We start from the raw sequence: 25,465 nt of genomic DNA, 5'->3' as shown, positions 1-25,465 counted from the left end.
GTTGCCGTTAATTATGCCATCTATCGTGACGACTAACAGCGTTATTTTTTAATATATTCTTTGCAATTCAGCAAGTGATTATCGCCCCTGTCCCATAATACTGCGAAAACTTAAATTAATACGCGGCGCTATACAATGCGCTCTTTTAGGTAAACAGTGTTGCCAATACTGCTGAGTTTCGTGGCGCATGATCAATAAGCTGCCTGAACTCAAGATCAGTGACTTTTTCAAACCCGACGCTTTATGTTTAAGTTGAAATTCACGGCTAGCCCCCAAGGATAAAGAAGCAATCGTTGGTGCAGTGCCAAGTTCGGGTTCGTTATCACTATGCCAAGCAACACTGTCTTTTTCATGCCGATAGTAATTAGCCAATACCGCATTAAACTCTTGCTGGCAATACTTGCTCACCTTTAGCTTTACATCTAATAAACTGGCGGTCCAAGGTTTGGCTATTAAGCACATTGATGAATAGCAATAGCTTAGATTTTTATTGCCATACCAAGCTTGTAGTCGCGGCAAATGAGTATGTTTACCAAACAGGGTTATGCTGTCTTGACGCCATCGCAAATTATGTTGCAAGTCGGTAAACAGATCAGCGGCCGCTTGTTGAGAATAAAAGTGTTCAATATATTCAATATCAGCATCGGGCAGGGTAATTTTCATCTAATTGACTCCAACCTTGTTTTGCTCTCGCTAAAATTATCACTAATATTCGCTTTGATACTAGCTCACGGTGATAAACTTTGTCACAATATCAGCTACGCCAACCCAGCAGTTACCGCTATGATCAGCCCATTTATTATTAACGACAAAAACCTTTTTCTCGAGCGTTTTCCAACCGGACAAGTGAACCGAAGCCTACAAGCGTGGGATGCAGCAGACGAATATTTGCTCAATTATTTACAACAAGAGCAACTCATTAATAGCCAACAAAAAATCTTAATTTTTAATGATAACTTTGGTGCCTTAAGCTGTAACTTGTCTCAACAACAAGTGTATTGTGTTAATGATTCTTTTTTAAGTCAGCAAGGTATTGCACATAATTTAGCGCAAAATGGCTTATCAGATAATAATATCACGCTTTTAACTAGCCTAGATGCTCTGCCAACAGACATCACAATTGTTTTATTTAAAATTCCAAAAAATAAAGCGCTGCTCTGTTATCAGTTAAGTCAAATTAAACTGCACTTGCCTGCTGAGGTGATTTTTATCGCCGCTGATCGCGCAAAAGAAATTCACAGCTCTACCCTCGCCTTATTTGAAAAGTACTTAGGCAGCACTAAAACATCATTAGCGGTAAAAAAAGCCCGTCTCGTTTTTAGTCAACTCGATAATGAACAAGCCGCTACTGCGCCAACTCTGACCTCATGGCCGCTCGAGCACACGCGCTTTACCATACATAATCACGCTAATGTTTACGCGCGCAGTAAACTGGATATTGGCGCGCGTTACTTTATGCAAAACTTACCTGAAGTGAAGCCTGCAACGCAGGTGATCGATCTTGGGTGTGGTAATGGCGTTATCGGCTTACAGCTATTATCGAAACAGCCGCAGGCACAGGTGCACTTTATTGATGAATCATTTATGGCCATTGCCTCAGCACAGTTAAATATCAGCGAAAACTTACCAACTGCCGTTGCCCAATGCCAGTTTCAAGTAAACGATTGTTTAACCAATATTGACGGTGGCAGTGTCGACTTAGTGTTGTGTAATCCGCCGTTTCATCAACAAACAGCCACCACAGATCACATTGCTTGGCAGATGTTTAAAGATAGCCACAGAGTCTTGAAAAAAGGTGGCGAGTTACGCATTATTGGCAACCGACAGCTAGGTTACCATATCAAGCTAAAGCGCATTTTTGGTAATGAAAAGCTTATTGCAAGCAACGAAAAATTTGTCACTATTTCTGCTATAAAACGTTAATTATTCCGGTAAAAACTCACAATGAAATCAGTTATTCTCAAACTACTTATATTAAGCACGACAGTTACCTTACTTGCCTGTAGTACACCTATACAACAGGTGATTGTTAGCCCTGAATTACAGTTGGCCAACAGTAATGTATTTCAGCGCCAGCCAGTACAGTTGTCGGTGCAAGACTTACGCACCTCTAATCATATTGTGCAAATTTCGCGACCTGATAAAGCCGCGCAACTATATTCTGCTCAACAACCGATTGCAGAAGTGATTAACGCCTCATTATCGACGGCGTTTAAAGCAAACGGTATGCAAATACAAGCACAGGCCAATACACAGCTAGACGTGATTATTGATAGTGCCATCATCAAGGTCGATCAGGCGATGCTAAAATATAACGCCAGTAACCAAATGATATTACGAGTGGTCATAAGTAACCATAAGGGTAACTTAACAAAAACCTTTAAAATTACAGGTAACAGTAACGGGCCATTAACCGCAGACTTGGCAGTACTAGAACGAGACTTTAACCAACAACTTGCTAAGCTCTTAACGCAAATAGTGCAAAATCAAGAATTACAGCAATTTATTCTATAGTTTAGCCAGCAGATGAGAACCCAAACAATGAAAATGCTTTCCTTCATATTCCTGCTTTTTTCTGCCACTTTAACTGCAAAAGAAGCTTTGATTGACCCGGATAATTTATTTCCACAAGTTAAGCTTGAAACTTCTATGGGCACTATTATCGTTGAGCTTGATAGAGTACGAGCTCCCATTACAGTCAATAACTTTTTAAATTATGTGGTTAGCGGTGAGTATGACAACACAATTTTCCACCGTATCGTGCCTGAGTTTATCGTTCAAGGGGGTGGCTACAGCCAAGACTTTGTCATGAAAAAAGTATACTCGAATATAGTTAACGAAGCCGGCAATGGTTTAAAAAATGAAGTCGGTACTATTGCCATGGCCAAAGAAAGCCGGCCTCATAGCGCAAATCGCCAGTTTTTTTTCAACCTTGGTGACAATCGCAGTTTAGATCCCGGCAGAAAATGGGGTTACGCGGTGTTTGGTGCTATTATTGAAGGCCAAGAAGTGCTTGAAGCCATGGCCTTAGTCAAGACCGACTACAATGAGCATATGTCGTGGGAAGACGTACCGGTTGAGCCTGTGATATTAATCAAAGCGAGCTTACTACCAGCAACTTAAAGCACTATTTTTTCGTTATTTTTTGTCTAATCAATGGTGTTTTTATTAAACACTTAGGTACTTTTATCCACTAACAAAGCCCTTGCTGGGTTACATTTTAGTAACACTTTTCACGGCGCATAACTTTGACAACTGGCATTTTATCTACGATAACTAAACCAAGTTAGACTATATATCGACGTCATCCTGTTTGATATTTTCTTTATCAAGTCACATTATGCGTTAGACAGCAAAAAGGAATACCATGATAATTGAGCAGTTTATCAATGAAAAAATTATCCAAATAAAGGCCTATATCACCGCGGTTATCAATCACTCTTTGCACTATACTGAGCTTGATTTATTCGTTGAAAATACCATGGCGGAATGGACCTTACTGCAAGTTTCCGATGAAACGCCAAGTAATGCCAGAGAGCGCGTTTTTTGGCATATTATGCACGCACTGACCCTACACAGCGCCAATGAGCTTGAACATGATTTATATTTAAGAAGTGAAATATCAACCTGTTTAGATTTTTTCACGGGTGTTGGCAGTTATCCCATTGACTGTATTGGCTGGCGACCTATTCCATAAAATACCTTGTTTATGCTGACTTAGGCCAGTAACTAACCAATTTTCCGCCATAAAACAGTCTAGATTTAAGATTAAACTTCTGTTTACTAATACATTTTGATAGCCTAGCAACACGGTTTTCTCGCATTCACTAGGCATTAAGCAATGCAATCATCCCCGCAACCTCCAAGCTTTAAAGCAGCAATATTTAACCGCCGAATGCTGATCTGTATATTTACCGGATTCAGCTCTGGCCTGCCGCTTTTTATCCTCTATCAACTGGTGCCTGGCTGGCTGCGCTCAGAAGGCGTTAGCTTAACGGAAATTGGCTTGTTTTCATTAATTGGTATTCCTTATGTTTGGAAGTTTATCTGGTCTCCTTTAATGGACAGGTATTCGTTACCTATTATTGGTCGACGCCGTAGTTGGATGCTATTAACCCAAGTGCTTTTACTGTTTTCCATCGCTGCCTTTGGTTTTGTTGACCCTGTGATGAACATTTGGAGTGTTGCTTATTTAGCCGCTGCCGTGGCATTTTTTAGCGCCAGTCAAGACATTGTTCTTGATGCATACCGACGTGAGCTTCTGCCAGAGCATGAGCTTGGCTTAGGCAACTCTATTCATGTGCAAGCCTACCGCCTATCGGGCTTAGTTCCCGGCTCTCTCGCCTTTATTTTGGCCGATCATATCAGTTGGCAAGCGGTATTTATTATTGTCGCCGCCTTTATGTTCATTGGCATCATATTAAGCCTAGCGATTAAAGAGCTGGAACATTCAGCACAAACGCCGAAAACCTTACAACAAGCGGTAGTGTTGCCCTTTAAAGACTTTATTAACCGACAGGGGATCAAGTCAGCGTTACAAATTTTACTATTTTTATTTTTATACAAATTAGGTGACAGCATGGCTACCGCATTGCAAACACCGTTTTTTATTGATTTAGGCTTTAGCAAAACTGAAATTGGTGTGGTGGCAAAAACGGCATCTTTAGTCGCCATGACCATAGGATTGGCCGTTGGCGGTATCGTGATGATCAAACTCAGCATCAACCGCGCCCTATGGTTATTTGGCGTCGTACAAATTGTCAGTATTCTGGGTTTTGCGGCACTGGCAGAGATTGGTCATAACACCTACGCTTTGGCTATTGCCATGGCATTTGAATACTTAGGAGTCGGTTTAGGTACCGCAGCATTTACCGCTTTTATTGCCCGGACAACAAACCCAGCCTTTGCCGCTACGCAATTTGCCCTATTTACCGCGCTAACGGCATTACCTAGAACCTTTGCCAATGCCACTACCGGCGTCATTGTTGAGCAAATAGGTTGGACTAACTTTTATTATCTATGCACAGTATTAGCGATCCCAGGTATGCTAATGTTATTAAAAGTAGCCCCGTGGCGCGAAACGGTAAAATCAGACTTGCAGGAGCAAACATAAGCATGATTAAACTCTTTTTTCTTATACCCATTGTCATGTGTGCAATTTGGTATTGGTATTTAAGTAGCCATAATTATACCGTTAAACAAGGCTTAAAAGGCTTTGGCTATATTTTTGCGTTTAATGGCGTGATAATCGCTTTTTTTATTTTGATGCTATTTCTCACGCGTTAGCCGCTGCTCCACAAAAAAAGCTGGCTATGCCAACCAAGTTATCGCCAACAGCACTCTGGCGCGCAAAGCCCGACAACGGCTAAATACATAACGAATAAAGCGCTGATGGCAGCGCTTTGCTAAGGGCATTAACAATAATGGTCTTAAAAAATAGAACGAAAACCTGAACGCGCACCGCCACGACTCGAGCGACGATTTCTGATTCGGCTATGCAGCTCTCGGCGCTTCGCCTCTAACCACTCTTCGCGTGTAACCACCGCCATGCCTCGACGACCTTCTTCTCGCGTTCGGTATTGGCAAAACTCTAAAAACGCTTCAATATCGTCTTTGAGCTCTTCAGCAACCAGTTCGATCATGATGGCATCATCTAAAAAGCCTAAGGCTGGAATATGATCAGGAACTAAGTCTTCCGGATCGCTAAAGTAAGCTAGCGCACTTAAAACATCTGCACGTTCTTCATCGGGTATTTTCCATTCTGCATCCTCAATCATAGCCACCAAGGTTTCCAGTTTTTGAATTCTCTCACTGACAAACGCTGGTACATCACCGTTCACATCTTGGCTGAGCTTTTTTGCATTCGCTAAAATTTCCGCTTCTGTTAATTTTTTTGCTCCTGATTTTGTTTGTCGCATAACATTGCGAAAGTGCTCTAAATCGGACTCTTTCAACTCAAAGGTAACTTCAAATGCCATTTTAACTCTCCTCATATTTCGCTGGTATTTTGCGCAGCAACCTTCTAAATCTAACAGAAGATCATAAATACACCACTTTAGTTATACATTTTATCGCCAAAGCAGCATCTAATTGCCCTATTAGCAGCATGCATTAAGCTGAGTTTCATACTCATACTTACAGCCAGAGACGAAAAAAAAGCACCTACCGGTGCTTTTTTCAAGTCGTTACATAACGCACTTGGCGCTTATTCAGCAAGTGGCCGCATATGTGGGAATAAAATAACGTCTTTAATGGTCGGTGAGTCGGTAAACAGCATCACTAATCTATCAATACCAATACCTTCACCTGCGGTAGGCGGTAAACCGTATTCAAGTGCTTGGATATAATCAGCATCATAATGCATAGCTTCGTCATCACCCGCGTCTTTACCCGCCACTTGATTCTGAAAACGTGCCGCTTGATCTTCTGCATCGTTAAGCTCAGAGAAACCATTCGCTAATTCACGGCCACCGACAAAGAATTCAAACCGGTCGGTAATAAAAGGGTTTTCATCATTGCGACGTGCTAAAGGCGATACTTCCCATGGGTATTCAGTAATGAAGGTGGGCTGGTCAAGCATATGTTCTGCAACTTCTTCGAAGATTTCACAGATATATTTTCCCGCACCCCACACTTTAGAGGCGTCCGTTTCTTTAACACCAACGGATTTGGCCATGGCTTTGAGCCCTTCGAGGTTTTCTTCTGGGTTACGCAATATATTTTCATCTAAGTCTTTGCCGTATTTTAAAATGGCATCAACCATAGATAAACGAGCAAAAGGCTGACCAAAGTCATAAAACTTCTCTTCAATAACCTCGCCATCAGCATTTTTAACCGTATTACGAATAACCGACGTACCCATAACGTCTTCAGCAAGCGTGCGTAGCATTTCTTCGGTTAAGTTCATTAAATCATGATAATCGGCATAGGCTTGATAGAATTCTATCATGGTAAATTCTGGGTTATGGCGCGTTGATAAGCCTTCATTACGGAAGTTACGATTAATTTCAAAGACTTTTTCAAAGCCGCCGACCACCAAACGCTTTAAGTAAAGCTCTGGCGCAATTCGCATATACATTTGTATGTCGAGGGCATTATGATAGGTTTCAAAGGGTTTAGCCGAGGCACCACCTGGAATGGTTTGTAGCATAGGCGTTTCCACTTCCATAAAGTCACGTTCCGTCAAGAATTTACGGATACCATCGACTATTTTTGAGCGAATTTTAAAGGTATTACGCGTATCTTCATTGATGATCATGTCAACATAACGTTGGCGATATTTGGTTTCAACATCGGATAAACCATGGAATTTTTCTGGTAATGGTCGTAACGATTTCGTTAATAACTCATATTTATCCATGTTGACATAGAGATCTCCTTTACCTGACATATGCAGGGTACCCGTTACACCAATAATATCGCCGATATCTAACGTACCCCAACGCTCTTTAATATCTTTTTGCACAGTTTTATGGGCATAGGCTTGAATGCGACCTGTCATGTCTTGTAACACTAAAAATGGACCACGTTTGGCCATAACACGACCAGCAATACTGTACTCTGCTGTTTCAGCTTCAAGCGTTTCTTTGTCTTTCTCACCGTGCTTAGCTTGTAAATCTGCAGCATAGTGTTTTCGATTAAACGTGTTAGGGTGGCCATTGGCCGGACAGTTTTCTCGAATTTTTACTAATTTGCCACGACGCTCGGCAATCAATTTATTTTCGTCTTGGTTTGCTTGATCAGTCATTTTATATCTCGTGTTAAAGTCATATGGCGTTTAACTAAATCATTACATGGTTAAGTTTTACCATTTCGGTTATCTGCTGTGTAAAGTTTATCTTGCCTTGTTTTATAAGCCAGATTTTAAACTCGCTTCTAAAAATTTATTTAAATCACCGTCTAAAACAGCTTGCGTGTTGCGGTTTTCTACGCCGGTGCGTAAATCTTTTATTCGGCTATCGTCTAGCACATAGGAGCGTATTTGACTGCCCCAGCCAATATCGGATTTACCATCCTCTAATTCTTGCTTGCCTTCATTTTGTTTTTGCATTTCCATTTCATACAACTTAGCTTTCAACAGCTTCATTGCTGTGGCGCGGTTTTTATGCTGCGAGCGATCCGCTTGACAAGCTACTACCGCTCCCGTTGGCTCGTGGGTTATACGAATTGCCGAATCTGTTTTGTTGACGTGCTGACCACCAGCGCCCGAGGCACGAAAAGTATCGATGCGTAAATCCGCAGGATTAATCTCGATTTCAATATTGTCATCGATTTCAGGATAGACAAATGCCGAGGCAAATGAGGTGTGACGCCGACCACTAGAGTCAAACGGTGACTTGCGGACTAAGCGGTGTACGCCTGTTTCTGTGCGTAGCCAACCAAATGCGTATTCACCTGTGTATTTAATGGTACAGCCTTTAATACCGGCAACATCACCATCACTAACTTCGATAACTTCGGTTTTAAAGCCATTTGCTTCACCCCAGCGCAAATACATTCGCATCAGCATTTCTGCCCAGTCTTGTGCTTCAGTACCGCCAGAGCCTGATTGAATATCTAAATAACAATTATTGGCATCTTGTTCGCCGGAAAACATACGACGAAACTCTAGCTTCTCTAAGCTTGCGACTAGGGTGTTCGCTTCTGCTTCTGCATCATGAAAGGTTTCTTCATCATCAGCTTCAACGGCCAACTCAACTAAACCTTCAACGTCTTCACAACCAGCGTCCATTTGATCTATGGTGTCAACAACCGTTTCTAATGCTGCTCTTTCTCGTCCAAGCGCTTGAGCACGTTCAGGATCGTTCCACACATCGGCAGATTCTAATTCACGAGTGACTTCAACTAAGCGCTCTGACTTTTGCTCATAGTCAAAGATACCCCCGAAGCAAGTCGGTGCGTTCGCGAATTTCTTTAATTTTATTCAGTACAGGATTAACTTCTAACATACTTATTTTAACTATTACATCGTCATTGGTGAATATGGGGAAAATCAAAGCAAAACAGTCGCGCATTGTAGCCTATGTACAGCATTAAATAAACGTTTACACTCGGCAGAAACAATGATTTTTAATATCTTTTTATACTCGGCTCTGGTGAACCTTCAAGATTACTTTTACAGCGACTTGTTTGCTATTTAGGCAAGGCACAGCCTGTGACGTGTAGTTAACTACACCAACAGCTGATAACCTTGTCTAAATTTTAAGCAAGTGCTGACTTTAGTTTCATTTAAAACGCCTGTAGGCTTTGTTACTCGCTTTTTAACTAGCATAACGATTATTCAAAGCTCACGCCGCGATTAAACCCGTTTTAAATGGCATAAATTTTTACCTTGAAAGATCAACAGCCCCTAACTGTTCAACCATTAATTGTAGCGACTGTTTACCTCGAAATTCATTAATATCGAGCCGAAAAGCCAGCTGTACTTGTTTAGCTTGCTGATCAGGCCAACGCTTAAGGTCGACATTAAAGGCTATGGCATCAAATAGCTGCTGCTCTTTTTCTACTACTAGCTTTAAGTGTTTTTCACCGACAATGCGCTGTTGTACTAGGGTAAAAACATCGTCAAATATTGGCTCCGGAAAATTTTGTCCCCAAGGACCAGCATCACGCAGCAGTTGTGCAAAGCTTATGTTCATCTCTGGCATAGGTAATTTCCCGTCTGAGACGACCACGCCAGTTAACGCTTCTTTCGTTAGCCATCGCTGAGCGTAGCGTTCAAATAGCGTTGAAAATTTCGTAAAGTGCTCTGCGGTAATAGATAAGCCTGCCGCCATGGCATGACCACCAAATTTTAAGATAAGCCCCGGGTGTTGACTGTCAATATGCTCAAGTAAATCACGAATATGCAAACCAGGAATTGAACGCGCTGAGCCTTTAATTTCATTGTTAATGACCGCTTCCGTCTGATCGTCGTCGTTAGCATTGGCAAAAACAATACTGGGCCTGTGATATTTCTCTTTTAAACGCCCGGCAACTATGCCAATAACCCCTTGGTGCCAATCGTTTTGATACAAGCTAATGGCATGCGGTAAGTTGTCTTTGCTAAATGCTAAGCTGGTTAAGATTTTTTCCGCTTCAAATTGCATACCTTGCTCTATTTCTCGACGGGCTTTGTTTAAGTCATCTAAATCAGCCGCCATCACCCGTGCACTTGATAAATCTTTAGCCAACAGACAGTTAATACCCAATGCCATATCATCTAACCGGCCGGCTGCGTTAATACGAGGCCCTAACGCAAAGCCAAAGTCACTTGCTTGTAGTTTTTGCTGATTTTTACCGGCAATTTCAATCAAGGCTTGAATACCCGGTCGCGTTGAGCCGACACGAATGCGCTTCAGTCCTTGTTCAACTAAAATACGGTTATTGGCATCTAACGACACCACGTCTGCGACAGTACCTAAAGCGACCAAGTCCAGCAGTTGTGCTATGTTGGGCTCAACGAGCTGTTGCTGCTCAAACCATTGTTGCTCGCGCAGGTATTTGCGCAATGCCAACATAAAATAAAAAGCAACACCAACCCCGGCTAATGATTTGCTAGCAAAGTTACAACCCACTTGGTTAGGGTTGATAATAGCGTCGGCGGGCGGCGTTTCAGCCCCCGGCAAATGATGATCGGTAATTATCACCTGCAAACCAAGTGCTTTCGCTCTTTTAACCCCGGCCATACAGCTAATACCGTTATCTACAGTAACCAGCACTTGCGCACCTTGCGTTGCCGCAATATCGACAATTTCAGGCGTTAAACCATAACCATATTTAAAGCGATTAGGCACTAAAAACTCATGGTGACGTGAGCCTAACATAGTTAATGCTTCCATCATTAAGGCGGTGCTGGTAGCGCCATCTGCGTCAAAGTCGCCGATAATGGTGATATTTTTTTGCGCTTGTAAGGCCTGATACAAAAGCTGGCAAGCCTCTGTTAAGCCTTTTAAGGTGTCAACGGGGCATATGTTGGACGTGTTCAAGACAAGTTGCTCGTTGCTGCTGACGCCTCGTCGAGCATACAGTTGTCGAATTATCGGGTGTAAACTTTGCGATAAATGTTCGTCATTGACCTGATCACGGCGAATAATTTCTTTGTGCATGCATAAACCTTTGCTGACCATGAGTTGGAAAAAATAAAAACCTAGCAATAAAAAATGGCAAGTGAAATTCTTGCCATTTAGTTATCAGCTAACACTGAAATTAACTGTTTTTTTGCACCGCTTCTAATAGCTGAAACAGTTTATCTGGCGCTTGATAGCCTGGTATCATCATGCCATCTGATAGCATAATAGCTGGCGTGCCGCTCACCCCAACTTGTCGACCAAAGTTAAACTCGGCTTCAATGGGGGCATCACAAATGCGCGCAGCAACGTTCGCGCCGTTTTTTGCTTTCGTTAATGCCGTTTGTGCATCTTCATGGCACCATATCGAACGTAAATCTTTAAAGCCGCGCGAGTAAGCGCCGGTTTGATCTTTAACGCCAGCACGCGGGTAAGCCAAATAACGAACCGTGATACCTTTGTCATTATACTCCGCCATTTGCTGGTGCATTTTACGACAATAGCTACAAGTAATATCGGTAAAAACGGTGATCACATGTTTTTCATTTTTTGCCGGATAAACTATCATGTCATTGGCAAATTTAGCCATACCATCGATGCGCACTTGCGCTAAACTGGCTTCCGTTAAATTACTGACGTTTTTACCTAAACCGTACATTTTGCCGTGCAATAAGAAATTGCCGTCGGCACTGGCATAGAACAAACCTTGCTCAGTGATCACCTCTAATACACCAGCCATAGGTGAGGCTTTGATACTGTCAACATTGAACCCTAACGTTGTCATCAACTTGGCTTTTACCGCGGCATATTCAGTCGATTGAGCGGCAGGTAACATGACACTATTATTTACGGGTGTTGTTGCCTTGGCGTGTACACTGAGGGTGTTGAACAAACTAAGCACAGCTAGCGAAACTAGCCATAAAGATTTCTTAAACATAAAACAATTCCATACCTTTAATTAGCGGAAAGTGAAAGCGGCAATTTATCAGGCCCTATTGTCTGCAACTTTATTAGCGAGCAAAAAAGCCATGATAAAACGTAAAATACAAACTCAATACCTAGACCGCTTTAAGCTGGCTAAAATTACAGTGAATTGTGGTGAATTGCAATATAGTCGCCTACCTTTGCTGATTATTTCTCGGTTAAGTTCGCAATAGATGTTACGGCAACGCTTCTTATTTTTTGAAAGTTTGTTAAAATCTCGCCACTCGCTCACTAGCCACCTTAATTTGGTTTGTCTAAACCTCGGTAATTTATCCATGAACATCGCATTATTTTACGGCTCAACGACTTGTTATACCGAAATAGCCGCAGAAAAAATTCAAGCACAACTTGGCGAACACAAGGTTGAGCTGTTTAATATCAAAGACACGCCACTGGCAACCATGGCAAATCATGACATTTTAATATTAGGCATTTCCACTTGGGATTACGGTGAAATTCAAGAGGACTGGGAGTCGCACTGGCCAGAAATAGCGAATATTGATCTTGAAGGCAAAATCATTGCGTTATATGGCATGGGTGATCAAATTGGCTATACCGATTGGTTTCAAGATGCGCTAGGTATGTTACATGAGCAAGTACTGGCTCAGGGCGGATATGTCATTGGCTATTGGCCTAATCAAGGCTATGAATTTGCGGCATCAAAAGCATTAACCACAGATCAACAACACTTTGTTGGTTTAGCGCTCGATGAGGACAATCAATACCAGCTAAGTGATGAGCGTATTGAAACTTGGTGCCAACAAATTAGCCAAGAAATTGCAGAAATATTAGCGTAATAACAATAATTTCATCTTAAATAAACTATTTCACTAAGATCTTTAGGATAAATCTTGTTTTACCTTTATAATCCGCAGTCATTAATCGTTAAATAAAGTTAGCACATGTTTGAACAGTTTGACCTAGATTCCACATTATTAGGTGGCATTGAAAAAGCCGGTTTTAAAAAGCCAACATCGATTCAAGAGTTAGTCATTCCTGTGGCAATGACAGGTAAAGATGTTTTGGCCTCTGCCCCAACCGGCACGGGAAAAACCGCCGCCTTTATACTTCCTTTGGCACAGCACTTACTCGACTACCCTCGCCGGCGTCCAGGCTTCCCACGGGTGTTGATCTTATCACCGACTCGCGAGCTTGCGATACAAACACACGAACAATGTGAACAGTTAACCGCCCTCACTAACTTAAAGTCTGCCGTGATCACTGGTGGTGTTAACTATGGCAGCCATAAAGATATTCTCACCAGTACCACAGATATTTTAGTGGCAACGCCCGGCCGATTATTAGAGTATATTGAGTCAGAGCAATTTGATAGTCGCGACATTGAAATCCTAGTATTAGATGAAGCAGACCGCATGCTAGATATGGGCTTTGCCCAAACCATTAATAGAATTGTCGCCGAATCTCGCTGGCGTAAACAAACCATGTTATTTTCCGCTACGCTAGAGGGTGCTGGCGTAGTGCGTTTTTCACGCGAAATATTGAACGAGCCCGTATTTTTAGAAGCCAACCCATCGCGGAAAGAAAAAGCCAAAATTCACCAATGGCTTCACCTTGCTGACGATAAAGAACATAAATTCGCATTGTTACTCCATTTATTACAACAAGAAGAGGTCAAACGTGCCGTGGTTTTTGCCAATAAGCGCGAAACCGTGCAATACCTCTCAGGTAAGCTTTATGGCGATAATGTACCCTGTGTTTGGTTAGAAGGTAAAATGCCGCAAGACAAGCGTAACCGCTCAGTTGAACGTTTACGCAATGGCCAAGTAAATGTGTTAGTTGCCACCGACGTTGCCGCGCGTGGCCTAGATATCGATGATATCACCCATGTGATTAACTTTGATATGCCGCGCACCGCAGACATATACTTACATCGCATCGGGCGCAGCGGTCGAGCCGGTAATAAGGGCACGGCTATCTCGTTGGTTGAAGCTCATGATATGGCAGTGATAGGCAAAATTGAGCGTTACATTAAAGAGCGGTTAGCCCGTCGCGTGATTGACGAGCTAAGGCCTAAGTATAAAGAAGCACGGGTAGCAATTAAAAAAGCTAAAGTGAAGCGCAGTAAAGCAGAGAAAAAAGCCAAAGCCAAAAAAATAGCGAAGCGGCAAAAAAAATAACCTCGGTTAGCCATGAGCTAACGGTCACGCACGGTTAGCTCTATTTACATATTTTTTTATCTACTTTGCTCAATTAAACCACCATTGTCTACTTTATACCCATTGAATCGAAAATTATTGATGTTACAATGCTCGCTGCTGTAGTCATAAGATATGTAATCGATGAGCAAAAAGACGTCAAATAACTCCCAAGCGATACAACAACAAGCCAACCTTTGGTTAACCCGTCTAAATAGAGGCTTATCAAAAACAGAAAAGCAACAACTTATTGCTTGGATAAATCAAGACAAAGCGCATTATAGTGCCTTGAAAAAGATCTCCGTGTTATGGGGAGATATAGGTACTAAACATGAGCTAAATGGTTTATTTGCCGCTAAAGTGAGTAAGCCAAGTCAGTACATCAGCCAAGGTTTTTTAGCCGCGGGTATAGTGGCAATAGCATTGCTCGTTAGCAACCTTTTGCACGACATCAATTACTTATGGTCTAGCCCTCAACAAGCCTTAACGCAAGCACCGAGTTATCAAAAATATCGTAGCCAGTTCGGCGAGATCAAACATTTGCAGCTCGCCGATGGCAGTACTGTCGAATTAAATAGCAATACGGTTATTGAAGTCATGTACAGCACATTGCAACGGAAAATCACCCTAATTCGAGGTGAAGCTAAATTCGATGTCGCAAAAGATCCCAATCGACCTTTTACCGTGGTTACGGGTCATAATGCATTTACGGCATTGGGGACTATATTTAACGTTCAACGCGATGATATCAGCTCAGCACAACTGCTAGTAAAAGAAGGCCATGTTTTGGTTGCTAAAGCAGACACCCCCGTCAACGCGCTACTTGAGGCGATAAGCGAAAATCAAAGTCTGTCAGCGTCGACTGCAAGGAGCAATCGCAGCATTTTATCAGCTGGTGAAAAAATTGTTATTAGCAATAATATCAGCGCCGCAACACAAGTCTTATCTGAGCAAGAAATACAACAAGAATTAGCCTGGCAACAAGGGATATTAATTTTTGATGGCGAACCTTTACAACGTGTATTACGAGAGGTTCAACGCTATAACGATGTTGAGTTTTTGCCCATCGATGAGAAGTTAGCCAAACTTAAAGTCTCTGGCTATTTCAAAACTCAGGACTTGCAAGCTTTACTACAAGCACTCCATTATAACTTTGCTATTGAAAGTAAACAGGTAGCAAACAATACCTATGCGTTAAAGCAGGCTTAAATAACACCAAACAATAATAGCGGCTACGGGGATGACTATTTGGTTAAATGCAAGCAACATGTCATAAGTACTCACTTGCAAGGGGGAGTGTGATTGATAAGCCAGTTCAGTTATCTACGTCGCTATAGCTTAATACTGCCGTGTACGCTGCCAACATGGCGCTGCTGTATTTTACTATTAGTATTGCTTTACCCAGCGCTAAAAATACAAGCCAATGAGCTGATCTACTTTGATATCAGTTCAAGTAGTGCTAATCAAGCACTGATCAACTTTGCTGAGCAAAGCCAGCAAACATTAATATTTTCTTTTGAACTAACTAAAGACACTCACAGCCAAGCCATTCAAGGTTATTACACCGCTGATTTTGCCTTAAAAAAGTTGCTACGCGATTCTGGGCTAGACTTTAAAAAACACCAAGATGGCGGTTATGCCATTTTTGCGAAAAAGCTTCCTGATAAAAGTCAAGCAAAGCTGGCTAAAAAGACCCTACAGGCAAACGCCGAAATAGAGCCTAGCATCGAAAAAATTGCCATTGTCGGCAGTCGCACCGCTAGCCATTCAACAATCGACTTACCAGTACCGGTTGATATATTAACTTTCGAGCAGCTAGCGCGTAGCGGTCAAAGTACAGTGGGTGACGCTCTACAAACTCTTGTACCCTCATTTAATGTTTCAACGTCAGCCATCAGCGATGGCAGCGATGTGCTACAACCGGCAACACTCAGGGGCTTAGCACCAGATCAAACCTTAGTGCTGATCAACGGCAAACGTCGCCATCAAGCAAGCTTAATCCATATCAATAATACGGTTGGCAGAGGTACCGCTGGTAGCGATTTAAATGCCATACCTTTGCTAGCAATTAAACGTATTGAAGTGCTGCGCGACGGGGCCGCCGCTCAATACGGCTCTGATGCAATCGCCGGCGTGATTAATATAGTGTTAAATGATGACACGGTTAGCGACTATGGCGAAGTGTACTATGGTCGGTACACAAAAGGTGATGGCACACAGCGTCAAGCCAAGTTAACTAAAACCTTTCACCTTGCCAACCATGGCTTTATTAATACCGCCATTAGTGTTATCGATCAAGACGCAACAAATCGTGCTGGGTTAGATGGGCAGTGCCTATATCAAGGCTGTACTACGCTAACCCCTGGACAGTACCAAACCGAGAATAGTCATGAGATCAACGCCAATCGACGCACTTTCGTCATTGGCAAACCTAAAACGCAACAACAGGCGCTTGTGATCAATGGCAAATATGCGTTTAGTCATGGTGACTTGTACGGTTTTGCAAATTACTCGCAACGGGACAACCGTTCGGCGACGTTTTTTCGAACCAGTCATCATCAAAGTACAAATCCTTTATTAGCTGATGGCGAACCTGTTTTAACGCATGGCTATTTACCCAAAATCGACAGTCGTATTACAGACAGTGCACTTAACATAGGTTATGCATTTACCTTAGCCAATGGTACTGATATCGACAGCTCTTATACCCATGGCGTAAACTCCATCAGTTACCGAACCCAAGACTCACTTAACGCTTCATATGCCAACTTCTTACATAATCAACAAATATTAACGCCTGCGCAAATTCGTGCAAGCATACCTCGCTCCGCCCATGCCTATGACTTATCCTTGTCTTTGCAAACACTTAACCTAGACCTTAGTCATGACTTTACAAAGATTAGCATCGCAGCTGGAATAGAGTTAAGGCGCGATCAATATCGAATTACGCCAGGTGAGCAGTACAGCTATTTTGACTATGACCAGCAGCCAGTTAGGCTCTTATATAGCCAAGATGGCACTGCCGGTATTCAAGGTTTTCCAGGTATTGCGCCAGCGTCAGCGGTTAACGAACAACGAGATGTTCAATCTGGCTATTTCGAAGTGACTCAACAAACAAATGAGCATCTAACACTGAGTTCAGCGGTTAGGCTCGATCACTATGATGACTTTGGCACGGCAACTACCTTTAAAGTTGCAACAAATTGGCGTCTTAATAAATCACTAGCTTTTCGCGCTGCTTATAATACCGGCTTTCGTGCACCAGCGATGCAGCAACTTTATTTTAATAACACCAGTACGCAATTTATAGTGACTGAAGAGCAAGAATTACTTGGTCATAAAGTGGCGACCTTTCGAAATGATAGCACTATTGCAGCTCGACTCGGCATAGCGCAACTAAAAGAAGAAACGTCGAAAAACTTAAGTCTAGGCGCTGTTGCCCACCTTAGCGATAGCTTTAACATCAGCCTAGATTACTACCAGATACACATCAATGATCGCATTGTGCTTAGTAGTGGTTTAACCGCAAGTGATAATGCCTTAATAGCGAAGATGCTCGCCACCGAGCAGGTCGATAGTGCGCAAGTTTTCCTTAATGGTATCGATAGTAAAACCCAAGGAATCGACTTGCTTAGCCAATGGCGATACCCTCTCTACGATGGCACTTTTGCCTTGACGTTAGCGGCTAATTTGACTGACACCAACGTAAGCCGAGTATTTACGCCAAAAGCCAGTGCCTTAGGAAAATTACCGCAAAGCCAAGTTTTTTCAATGCACGACATTGCCATCATTGAAAGCTGGCAACCTAGAAGTCGTATTAATTTAAACCTAGACTATCAGTCACAAGACTGGCGGTTAAACATACAGCTCAATCGTTTTGGCCAATACACAGTAATCGATGGCAAACAACAAACTTATAGTGCTAAGTTGATAACCGACATTCGGGCTGAATATCAAGTCGCGCAACATATGCGCATCTTTATTGGTAGCAATAACTTACTTGACGTTTATCCCGATAAGAATACTATTGGCAACGCACGACAAGGCAGTATTTTTGACAGTGCAGGTAACACCATTGTTAATAGCGACGGCGTTTTTGTCTATTCAAGGCGTTCTGCGCCATTTGGGTACAGTGGCCGTTTTGTTTATGCTGGTATTCGCTTTGAATTTCCATAAACTATCACCTTAATTTAAGCTTGCCTCAGGCCAAAATTTTGTGCCCTTTATCGTCGCCTGTAACGCTAGACCACTTTCTGTAAAGGTATAAACCGTCACATCACCAAAATACGCTTCTCCAGCGACCGCAGCCCCTTTGTTACCCGCCTTCAAAGACGCATCGGCATTACCACCAAAAGTCCAACCATTTTCGATAAAGTGCGTCATCGCGGCTTGGGTGTGAAACACCATAACAATGCGATAATCTTTTACCCCTAACCCAAGTCCAACGCCACCTTCGGCCATATTCATATAGGTATAGCGATGAGTTGCTTGGTCCTTAACAACACCATAACCCGCACCGGCGGCAATAAAGAGCAAATTGATGTTGGCATTTGAAAATACCGCATAGCCGGGGGCCGCCGCAAGTTGCTGACGAGTATCGGGTTTACTGGCAAAGAGTTGTGTTAACACTGTTTCTTTCATTTGCAATATTTTTTGCTGTTGTTCAACTTTAGTACCCGAGCCGGTATTAGCACAAGCCGTCAGTACGAGCGCGACAACAACAAAAAATAGTGTTTTTATGCTTTTTAATGAACGACTTTTCATCTTCACTCCTGTGAGTTAAATTAAGTGCCAATTTAACCTAACGCGTGTTGCCAGGTATCACGATAGCAATAAACAGGCACAATTTGAATTGATTATTATGCAGACTCTTTGCGGGTAAATACCCAGTCATTGCCTTTGCTAAACTCTGTAGAATACTGATAACCAGCGACATCAAAGTCTTTAAGCTTTTCAACATCATTAATTTTATTTTCAATGATATAGCGCGCCATTTGCCCGCGTGCTTTTTTCGCAAAAAAGCTGATCATTTTAAATTGGCCATTTTTCCAATCTTTAAATGCCGGTGTGATCACCTCAGCATTTAACCGTTTTTTATTAACCGCCTTAAAATATTCATTGGACGCTAAGTTGATTAAAATATTATCACCTTGCTCAGCAAGTGCGGTATTTAAATGCTCGGTTATAATATCACCCCAAAACTGATATAAATTGTTGCCTCGCTCATTCGGTAACTTTTTGCCCATTTCGAGGCGGTACGGCTGCATCAAATCGAGTGGCTTTAATAATCCATACAAACCAGACAAAATACGCATATGCTGCTGGGCAAAGTTAAAGTCCTCCTCCGTCAGCGACTTAGCATCTAAGCCGGTATAAACATCACCATTAAATGCTAAAATAGCTTGGCGGGCATTATCTGGGGTAAACGGCGTAGACCACTGGGCAAAACGTGCAGCATTTAATCCAGCTAACTTATCACTAATTGACATCAAGCTGCTGATTTCAGCCGGGGTTAACGCCTGACACTGCTTTATCAATATTTTACTTTCTGCTAACAGTTCGGGCTGCGAAAAACGCTCAGTGGCAAGTGCAGACTCATAATCAAGATTCTTGGCTGGCGAAACAACAAGTAACATTATTTAATATCCATACTGAAAAATTTTTGACACTATAACACAGCCACCATTGAATATAATCTGCCAAGATCAGGATTTATGCTCACCCTGACCATTAAGCCATAGTGAGTAAGGCTACTGTAGAAAAATAATTGCCTACGCCACTTGCTTAATTATGAAAATTTGATACAAATAGACTCTAATAAGGGAGAAAGCTAACTATTTTCAATCAAATTTGCTTGTAAATGTTGTAATATTCCACCAAAACCTACTCAAAATCATCTGATTACATTATCAACGTCAAGGGACATGTTATGACAGATCAACTGACTCAATTAAAAGCTATGACCACAGTGGTTGCCGACACTGGTGATATTGAAGCGATCGCTAAATTTCAACCACAAGACGCCACAACCAATCCATCGTTACTGCTTAAAGCAGCAGCCTTACCAAACTATCAACAACTGCTGAATACTGCCGTCACATGGGCAAAAACACAGTCTGACAGTGCCGAACAGCAAGTAATTGATGCGGCAGATAAACTCTCGGTATTAATAGGCATTGAAATTTTAAAAATTGTCCCTGGCCGTATTTCAACAGAAGTGGATTCTCGCTTATCTTTTGATACTCAAGCTACGATTACTAAAGCACAAAAGCTTATCGCTATGTACAACGAAGCTGGCATTAGTAATGATCGGATTTTGATCAAAATAGCCTCAACATGGGAAGGAATAAAAGCAGCCGAGCAATTAGAGCGAACGGGCATCAACTGTAATTTAACCTTGCTATTTAGCTTTGCCCAAGCGCAGGCTTGTGCCGAAGCCAATGTCTATCTTATTTCGCCTTTTGTTGGTCGCATTTTAGACTGGTATAAAAAAGATACTGGCCGCAATGAGTATCCAGCAAACGAAGATCCTGGGGTATTATCAGTAACACGCATCTACAATTACTACAAAGCACATGGACATAATACTGTCGTGATGGGCGCTAGCTTTAGAAATATTGGTGAAATACTTGAATTAGCTGGCTGTGATCGCTTAACCATTAGCCCTAACTTAATGGATGAATTAGCGAACTCTAACGCCCCCATCAGCCAAAAGCTATTTAGTGAACAAGCACAACAACAAACTGTGCAACCATTAACAGAAGCAGCATTTAGATGGCAAATGAATCAAGACGCCATGGCAACGGAGAAACTTGCTGAAGGCATAAGAAACTTCACTGTAGATCAAGTAAAACTAGAGCAACAATTAGCAAGTTTGCTATAAGCTTTTTGAGCTGAAACTCTGTAAACGTTTAAGGTTGGCAAAATGTTGAAAAAATAGTATTGCAATGGCATTGCTTTCTGTGGTATTTAAATATTGCAGTTGTAGAAAAAAGGAGCATACCATGGATTCATTTCAACAAGTTATGGACGCTTTAGGTACTCAACCTAAAGCCAGTTCAAGTAATAATAAAAAACGAAAGTGGCGTGAAATAGAACAACTGAAAGAGAAGTTCCAACTAGAAAAAGAACTCAAAGCATTTGACGATTCTTTAGAAAGTCTGTTGGAGGAGTTTTAACTAGACAGCAATGCGTTTAACTAAAACCACTAAAAACCCGGACCTGACCGGGTTTTTTATTGGCCATTCGCGAGTTTCTATCAATAACCTTTGGTTTTACTGTGGGAATACCTATGAACAATCAAGCGGTAGGTTTAGGCTCGAGACAAGCCAAGCTGATATTTTACATTGCTAATCGACCGCCGCTACCCGCTTATCAGCAACTTACTAATGTCAATACATTAGCCAAAGGCGATATCGCCAATATTTGCACTGCCACTGGCAATCATTGGCGAAAAGTTTTTAATGTGTATGCAAAGTTACTATTTGAATTAGCGCCAAAGCGTTACGCATCGTGGCAAGCGCTGCGCGATGAAGCGCTATTACAAGCGGGTCACGAGCATTGCTTATTGTTTTCAGCACCTAAGCTTACTTACCATCAAAGTGACAGCCACTCCCCTAAAGCACTGCATATTATCATCGGTAAAGGCTATGCCGAGCAGCTTGGCTTGAGCCAAAACTGCACGTGGTTAAATGAATACTTTGCCATTAATGAAAGCTTGGCGGTCATTATTTGTCCTTATTTTGATTACCGGCAGCTTTCTAATAAGAAAATAAGCCAACTTGTTGCTCTTATTCGACAATTATCAACACACCCATGACATTGTATATGCCTATGGTTATCGGGCAGAACAGCAAGTTAGCGCACGGCCTTCGGTTCAATATCAGCAAGCGCTGGGTTAAACATACGCGATTTGACTGCACATGCGCTAGGGCTATAGTTGCTGAGTATTACGCTGTTCTGGCAATATTTCTTGGCTGCATTAGTGAGCCTAAGAGATGTGCTGGATAGGCGCGAATTGGCTTGGCTGCAGGCGTTGCCAGATAGAAGCCTTGGGCATAGATCATGCCGATAGATTGCAAAAATTCAAACTCTTGCTGAGCTTCAATACCTTCGACAATAACGCTTGCTTTGGCTGCGCTCGCTAAGTTAAAAATCGCTTTTAAAAACTTCTGCTTAAATTTATCTTGATGGCAATTTTCGATAAAATAGCGATCAACTTTAACAATGTCAGGTAACAATTGACTCCATAATTTAAGCCCCGAATAACCTGCGCCTAAATCATCAATTGCCACCTTAAAGCCAAAGCGGCGATATTTAGCCAACGCAGCTTTTAAAATATAATTATTAGGAAATGGATACTTTTCACTTAACTCAATAACAATTTGTTGGCAATTTAAACCGGCCTGCTCGACAAATCTTTTAGTTTCACCTTGTGGATGACTTTTACTGAGTAACACTAAAGGGCTAATATTAAGAAATAGTTTGCCGCTCAGCTTAAGTTCCGAAAAACGCTTAATCGCGTTATCACGACAGAGTATTTCTAGCTCAGATAATAAGCCGGCCTGCATGGCGTGTTGAAACAAGATATCTGGTGCAGATAGCAAACTCCCCTCTGGCCCTCTAGTGAGCGCTTCATAACCAATAATTCGCTGTTCTTGAATATTAAAAATAGCCTGGAAGACAGTACTAATCGACTTAGTGCTGATAATTTCATTGATATTATTGTTCACATAACTCTCCTCATGAATAACTATATTAGTTGAGTTATGTGACGGATTTATGACTGCGCTGTGATTGACTCAGATATTCGCTACCGACCTTGTCATCGAATCGAGAAACCAAGCCCTAAGCTAGCACGGCTAAGGCTTGATTTTAGACTAACGCTCTGATGTTTCTGCGGTTATGTCCTCAGGTGACGGCGCAGGTTGCTCAATCACAATATGATCAACACGCTGTAAACCTCGTGGCAGTTTATTACCTCGACGTCCACGCTCACCGCGATAATGTTCGATATCACTCGCTTTTAGCGTTAGCTTGCGCTTGCCAGCATGCAAGGTCACGGCGCTATCTGGCGGCAGAACCTCTAGCAAGGTCACAAACTCTTCCCGAGCTTTTGCCCTAGCTGCGGGTATATTGATGATCTTATTGCCCTTACCCTTGGTTAAAATGGGCAGATCTTTAATTGGAAAAACTAACATTCGCCCTTCAGAGGTGATCGCCAAGACTAACTCTGTCGCCAAGTGGTTAATACGTTTTGGCGTCATGACTTTAGCAGCTGCTGACAAGCTTAACAGCGCTTTACCATTTTTATTCCGGCTAACAACATCACTAAAGCGAGCAACAAAACCATAACCTGCATCGCTACTAAGCAGGTACTGACTATCATCATCTGCCATCATCACTTGTTCAAAGTTTTCACCACTGGCTAAATTGAAACGTCCCGTTAAGGGCTCCCCTTGACTGCGTGCTGTTGGCAAACTATGGGCATCGGTAGCATATGCACGACCCGACGAGTCAATAAATACCACAGGGCGATTACTCCGCCCTTTGGCGGCACATAAAAACTCATCACCTGATTTGTAACTGAGCGCTTTAGGATCAATATCATGCCCTTTGGCACAGCGTGCCCAGCCTTTTTCGGAGACGACTACCGTGACAGCTTCACTTGGCATCAAATCTTTTTCCGATAAGGCTTTCGCTTCATTGCGTTCCACTAATACGGAGCGACGATCATCGCCATATTGCTCCGCGGCGGCTAATAGCTCTTTTTTCATTAAGGTATTCATGCGCGCTTTCGAACTGAGGGTTTTCTCTAGATATTCACGCTCTTTATTAAGTTCCGCTTGTTCCGCACGAATTTTAATTTCTTCAAGTTTTGCTAATTGGCGTAACTTAATTTCTAAAATAGATTCCGTTTGCCGTTCTGATAAGCCAAAGCGCGCCATTAACTCCGCTTTTGGATTATCATAATTTCTAATAATTTCAATCACTTCATCGATATTCAAGTAAGCAATCAAGAGGCCATCTAAGATGTGTAAACGCGCCAGTACTTTATCTAACCTGTGTTGCAAACGACGACGGACGGTTTCACGACGAAACACCAACCACTCTGACAAAATTGACTTAATATCTTTCACTGCTGGCTTATTGTCTAAACCTATCATGTTTAAATTAACGCGAAAGTTTTTCTCTAAATCTGTGGTGGCAAATAAGTGCTGCATTAATTGCTCAATATCCACTCGATTAGAACGAGGAACAACCACTAATCGAATCGGGTTTTCATGATCAGATTCGTCGCGTAAATCTACCACCATAGGTAGCTTCTTCGCCTGCATTTGACTGGCTATTTGCTCTAAAATTCTGCCACCAGAAGCCTGATGCGGTAAAGCGGTGATCACCACCTCACCGTGTAACTGCTCATAAACCGCGCGCATTTTGATGCTACCCCGGCCGGTTTGGTAAATTTTTTCAATTTCTGCTTTCGGGGTGATAATTTCCGCATCGGTTGGGTAGTCTGGGCCTTGAATAATGTTAATCAAGTCGGCCAATTCCGCTTTTGGATGTTCTATTAAGTGCACACAAGCATTGGCTACTTCACGGGCATTATGGGGCGGGATATCTGTGGCCATACCAACAGCGATACCCGTTATACCATTCAATAGGATATGGGGCAGGCGCGCGGGTAGTGTTTTCGGCTCTTTCATGGTGCCATCAAAGTTTGGCGTCCAATCCACAGTACCTTGCCCTAACTCGGCTAACAATACTTCACTAAATCGTGATAAACGAGCCTCGGTATAACGCATAGCGGCAAAGGATTTTGGATCGTCAGGTGCCCCCCAGTTACCTTGGCCGTCAACTAAAGGATAGCGATAAGAAAACGGCTGTGCCATTAACACCATGGCCTCATAACAGGCTGAGTCACCGTGGGGATGGAACTTACCTAAAACATCACCAACAGTGCGTGCTGATTTTTTATATTTTGCAACGGCAGACAAGCCAAGCTCTGACATGGCATAAACAATACGACGTTGTACCGGTTTTAATCCGTCACCAATATGGGGTAACGCACGGTCCATAATGACATACATCGAATAATTTAAGTAAGCTTCTTCAGTGAACTGTCTTAAAGGGCGCTGTTCAATACCGTCCAGACTAAAGTCGATTGCATCTGACATGAAAATAATTTCCTAAAATCGTCCGCTTAATGCTGAAATATAAAGCGGTTTTTATGATTATTGCTTTTTCGATAGCTTAGCTGATTATGACTATGGAAAG

At 42.2% G+C, this 25,465-nt stretch carries 23 protein-coding genes; 13 read left to right on the top strand and 10 right to left on the bottom strand.

All coding sequences use genetic code 11. The annotated features are described in order from the left end of the window. Nucleotides 1-78: 78 nt before the first annotated feature. Nucleotides 79-663: an alpha-ketoglutarate-dependent dioxygenase AlkB family protein gene (locus B6K83_RS04975; RefSeq protein ID WP_085283858.1), complete on the bottom strand. Its 585-nt coding sequence runs from the start codon at nucleotides 661-663 to the stop codon at nucleotides 79-81. 120 nt (nucleotides 664-783) lie between these two features. Here B6K83_RS04975 and B6K83_RS04970 point away from each other — a divergent pair, with 120 nt between their 5' ends. The 6 genes from B6K83_RS04970 to B6K83_RS18400 all read left to right on the top strand — a co-directional run bounded on the left by B6K83_RS04970 (nucleotide 784) and on the right by B6K83_RS18400 (nucleotide 5,286). Next, complete coding sequence (locus B6K83_RS04970) at nucleotides 784-1,923, top strand: methyltransferase (protein ID WP_085283857.1); 1,140 nt, start codon at nucleotides 784-786, stop codon at nucleotides 1,921-1,923. Between the two features lie 21 nt (nucleotides 1,924-1,944). Beyond that, nucleotides 1,945-2,514, top strand: a complete 570-nt coding sequence (locus B6K83_RS04965; RefSeq protein WP_085283855.1) for a YajG family lipoprotein — start codon at nucleotides 1,945-1,947, stop codon at nucleotides 2,512-2,514. 33 nt (nucleotides 2,515-2,547) lie between these two features. Then, nucleotides 2,548-3,123 (top strand): peptidylprolyl isomerase, encoded by a 576-nt coding sequence (locus B6K83_RS04960; RefSeq protein ID WP_233143800.1) that lies wholly within the window; start codon nucleotides 2,548-2,550, stop codon nucleotides 3,121-3,123. Nucleotides 3,124-3,367: 244 nt separating this feature from the next. Continuing rightward, complete coding sequence (locus B6K83_RS04955; RefSeq protein ID WP_085283851.1) at nucleotides 3,368-3,697, top strand: hypothetical protein; 330 nt, start codon at nucleotides 3,368-3,370, stop codon at nucleotides 3,695-3,697. 144 nt (nucleotides 3,698-3,841) lie between these two features. Beyond that, entirely contained in the window at nucleotides 3,842-5,113 is a 1,272-nt protein-coding gene (locus B6K83_RS04950; protein WP_085283849.1) for an AmpG family muropeptide MFS transporter, read from the top strand. 2 nt (nucleotides 5,114-5,115) lie between these two features. After that, nucleotides 5,116-5,286 (top strand): hypothetical protein, encoded by a 171-nt coding sequence (locus B6K83_RS18400; protein ID WP_175474813.1) that lies wholly within the window; start codon nucleotides 5,116-5,118, stop codon nucleotides 5,284-5,286. A gap of 143 nt (nucleotides 5,287-5,429) precedes the next feature. Here B6K83_RS18400 and B6K83_RS04945 read toward each other — a convergent pair whose 3' ends face one another. The 5 genes from B6K83_RS04945 to dsbC all read right to left on the bottom strand — a co-directional run bounded on the left by B6K83_RS04945 (nucleotide 5,430) and on the right by dsbC (nucleotide 11,985). Then, entirely contained in the window at nucleotides 5,430-5,978 is a 549-nt protein-coding gene (locus B6K83_RS04945) for a YkvA family protein (protein ID WP_085283847.1), read from the bottom strand. 227 nt (nucleotides 5,979-6,205) lie between these two features. Next, the gene (gene lysS / locus B6K83_RS04940; protein ID WP_085283845.1) at nucleotides 6,206-7,747 is read right to left on the bottom strand and encodes a lysine--tRNA ligase; all 1,542 of its coding nucleotides are present in this window, start codon (nucleotides 7,745-7,747) and stop codon (nucleotides 6,206-6,208) included. Nucleotides 7,748-7,849: 102 nt separating this feature from the next. Continuing rightward, nucleotides 7,850-8,948, bottom strand: a protein-coding gene (gene prfB / locus B6K83_RS04935; protein ID WP_175474814.1) for a peptide chain release factor 2 whose coding sequence is annotated in 2 segments (ribosomal slippage) — nucleotides 7,850-8,872 and nucleotides 8,874-8,948 — 1,098 coding nt in all. Because the reading frame shifts where the segments join, the coding sequence is not laid out codon by codon here. A gap of 378 nt (nucleotides 8,949-9,326) precedes the next feature. Further along, nucleotides 9,327-11,087, bottom strand: coding sequence for a single-stranded-DNA-specific exonuclease RecJ (gene recJ / locus B6K83_RS04930; RefSeq protein ID WP_085283843.1), 1,761 nt, complete (start codon nucleotides 11,085-11,087; stop codon nucleotides 9,327-9,329). 100 nt (nucleotides 11,088-11,187) lie between these two features. Continuing rightward, a complete protein-coding gene (gene dsbC, locus B6K83_RS04925) occupies nucleotides 11,188-11,985 on the bottom strand; it encodes a bifunctional protein-disulfide isomerase/oxidoreductase DsbC (RefSeq protein ID WP_085283841.1) in 798 nt (265 codons plus the stop codon). Between the two features lie 322 nt (nucleotides 11,986-12,307). Between dsbC and fldB the strand changes: the two genes are divergently transcribed. From fldB to B6K83_RS04900, 4 genes are all read left to right on the top strand, one after another. Beyond that, nucleotides 12,308-12,829 (top strand): flavodoxin FldB, encoded by a 522-nt coding sequence (fldB, locus tag B6K83_RS04915; RefSeq protein WP_085283915.1) that lies wholly within the window; start codon nucleotides 12,308-12,310, stop codon nucleotides 12,827-12,829. A 105-nt stretch (nucleotides 12,830-12,934) separates the two neighbouring features. Continuing rightward, the gene (gene srmB / locus B6K83_RS04910; RefSeq protein ID WP_085283837.1) at nucleotides 12,935-14,170 is read left to right on the top strand and encodes an ATP-dependent RNA helicase SrmB; all 1,236 of its coding nucleotides are present in this window, start codon (nucleotides 12,935-12,937) and stop codon (nucleotides 14,168-14,170) included. 162 nt (nucleotides 14,171-14,332) lie between these two features. After that, a complete protein-coding gene (locus B6K83_RS04905; RefSeq protein ID WP_085283835.1) occupies nucleotides 14,333-15,397 on the top strand; it encodes a FecR family protein in 1,065 nt (354 codons plus the stop codon). A 93-nt stretch (nucleotides 15,398-15,490) separates the two neighbouring features. Continuing rightward, on the top strand, nucleotides 15,491-18,364 hold the full coding sequence (locus B6K83_RS04900) for a TonB-dependent receptor (protein WP_092251236.1): 2,874 nt from the start codon (nucleotides 15,491-15,493) through the stop codon (nucleotides 18,362-18,364). A gap of 9 nt (nucleotides 18,365-18,373) precedes the next feature. On the opposite strand, the gene B6K83_RS04895 is transcribed toward B6K83_RS04900, so the two are convergent. Next, on the bottom strand, nucleotides 18,374-18,952 hold the full coding sequence (locus B6K83_RS04895) for a lipid-binding SYLF domain-containing protein (protein WP_085283832.1): 579 nt from the start codon (nucleotides 18,950-18,952) through the stop codon (nucleotides 18,374-18,376). A 95-nt stretch (nucleotides 18,953-19,047) separates the two neighbouring features. Beyond that, complete coding sequence (yaaA, locus tag B6K83_RS04890; protein WP_085283830.1) at nucleotides 19,048-19,824, bottom strand: peroxide stress protein YaaA; 777 nt, start codon at nucleotides 19,822-19,824, stop codon at nucleotides 19,048-19,050. Nucleotides 19,825-20,117: 293 nt separating this feature from the next. Here yaaA and tal point away from each other — a divergent pair, with 293 nt between their 5' ends. The 3 genes from tal to B6K83_RS04875 all read left to right on the top strand — a co-directional run bounded on the left by tal (nucleotide 20,118) and on the right by B6K83_RS04875 (nucleotide 22,007). Next, nucleotides 20,118-21,071 (top strand): transaldolase, encoded by a 954-nt coding sequence (gene tal, locus B6K83_RS04885; RefSeq protein ID WP_085283828.1) that lies wholly within the window; start codon nucleotides 20,118-20,120, stop codon nucleotides 21,069-21,071. A 121-nt stretch (nucleotides 21,072-21,192) separates the two neighbouring features. Next, a complete protein-coding gene (locus B6K83_RS04880) occupies nucleotides 21,193-21,366 on the top strand; it encodes a DUF3545 family protein (RefSeq protein ID WP_092251237.1) in 174 nt (57 codons plus the stop codon). Between the two features lie 113 nt (nucleotides 21,367-21,479). Continuing rightward, entirely contained in the window at nucleotides 21,480-22,007 is a 528-nt protein-coding gene (locus tag B6K83_RS04875) for a DUF6942 family protein (RefSeq protein ID WP_085283824.1), read from the top strand. A 130-nt stretch (nucleotides 22,008-22,137) separates the two neighbouring features. Here the strand turns inward: B6K83_RS04875 and B6K83_RS04870 are convergent, their stop codons facing one another. Both B6K83_RS04870 and parC read right to left on the bottom strand, forming a co-directional pair. Then, a complete protein-coding gene (locus B6K83_RS04870) occupies nucleotides 22,138-22,920 on the bottom strand; it encodes an EAL domain-containing protein (RefSeq protein WP_158088318.1) in 783 nt (260 codons plus the stop codon). Between the two features lie 147 nt (nucleotides 22,921-23,067). Then, nucleotides 23,068-25,365, bottom strand: coding sequence for a DNA topoisomerase IV subunit A (parC, locus tag B6K83_RS04865; protein ID WP_085283820.1), 2,298 nt, complete (start codon nucleotides 25,363-25,365; stop codon nucleotides 23,068-23,070). Nucleotides 25,366-25,465: the final 100 nt, after the last annotated feature.

Source organism: Colwellia chukchiensis, from assembly GCF_002104455.1.
GTDB lineage: Bacteria > Pseudomonadota > Gammaproteobacteria > Enterobacterales > Alteromonadaceae > Cognaticolwellia > Cognaticolwellia chukchiensis.
The sequence above is the reverse complement of the archived record's forward strand: the minus strand, read 5'-3'. Positions and strand labels throughout refer to the sequence as shown.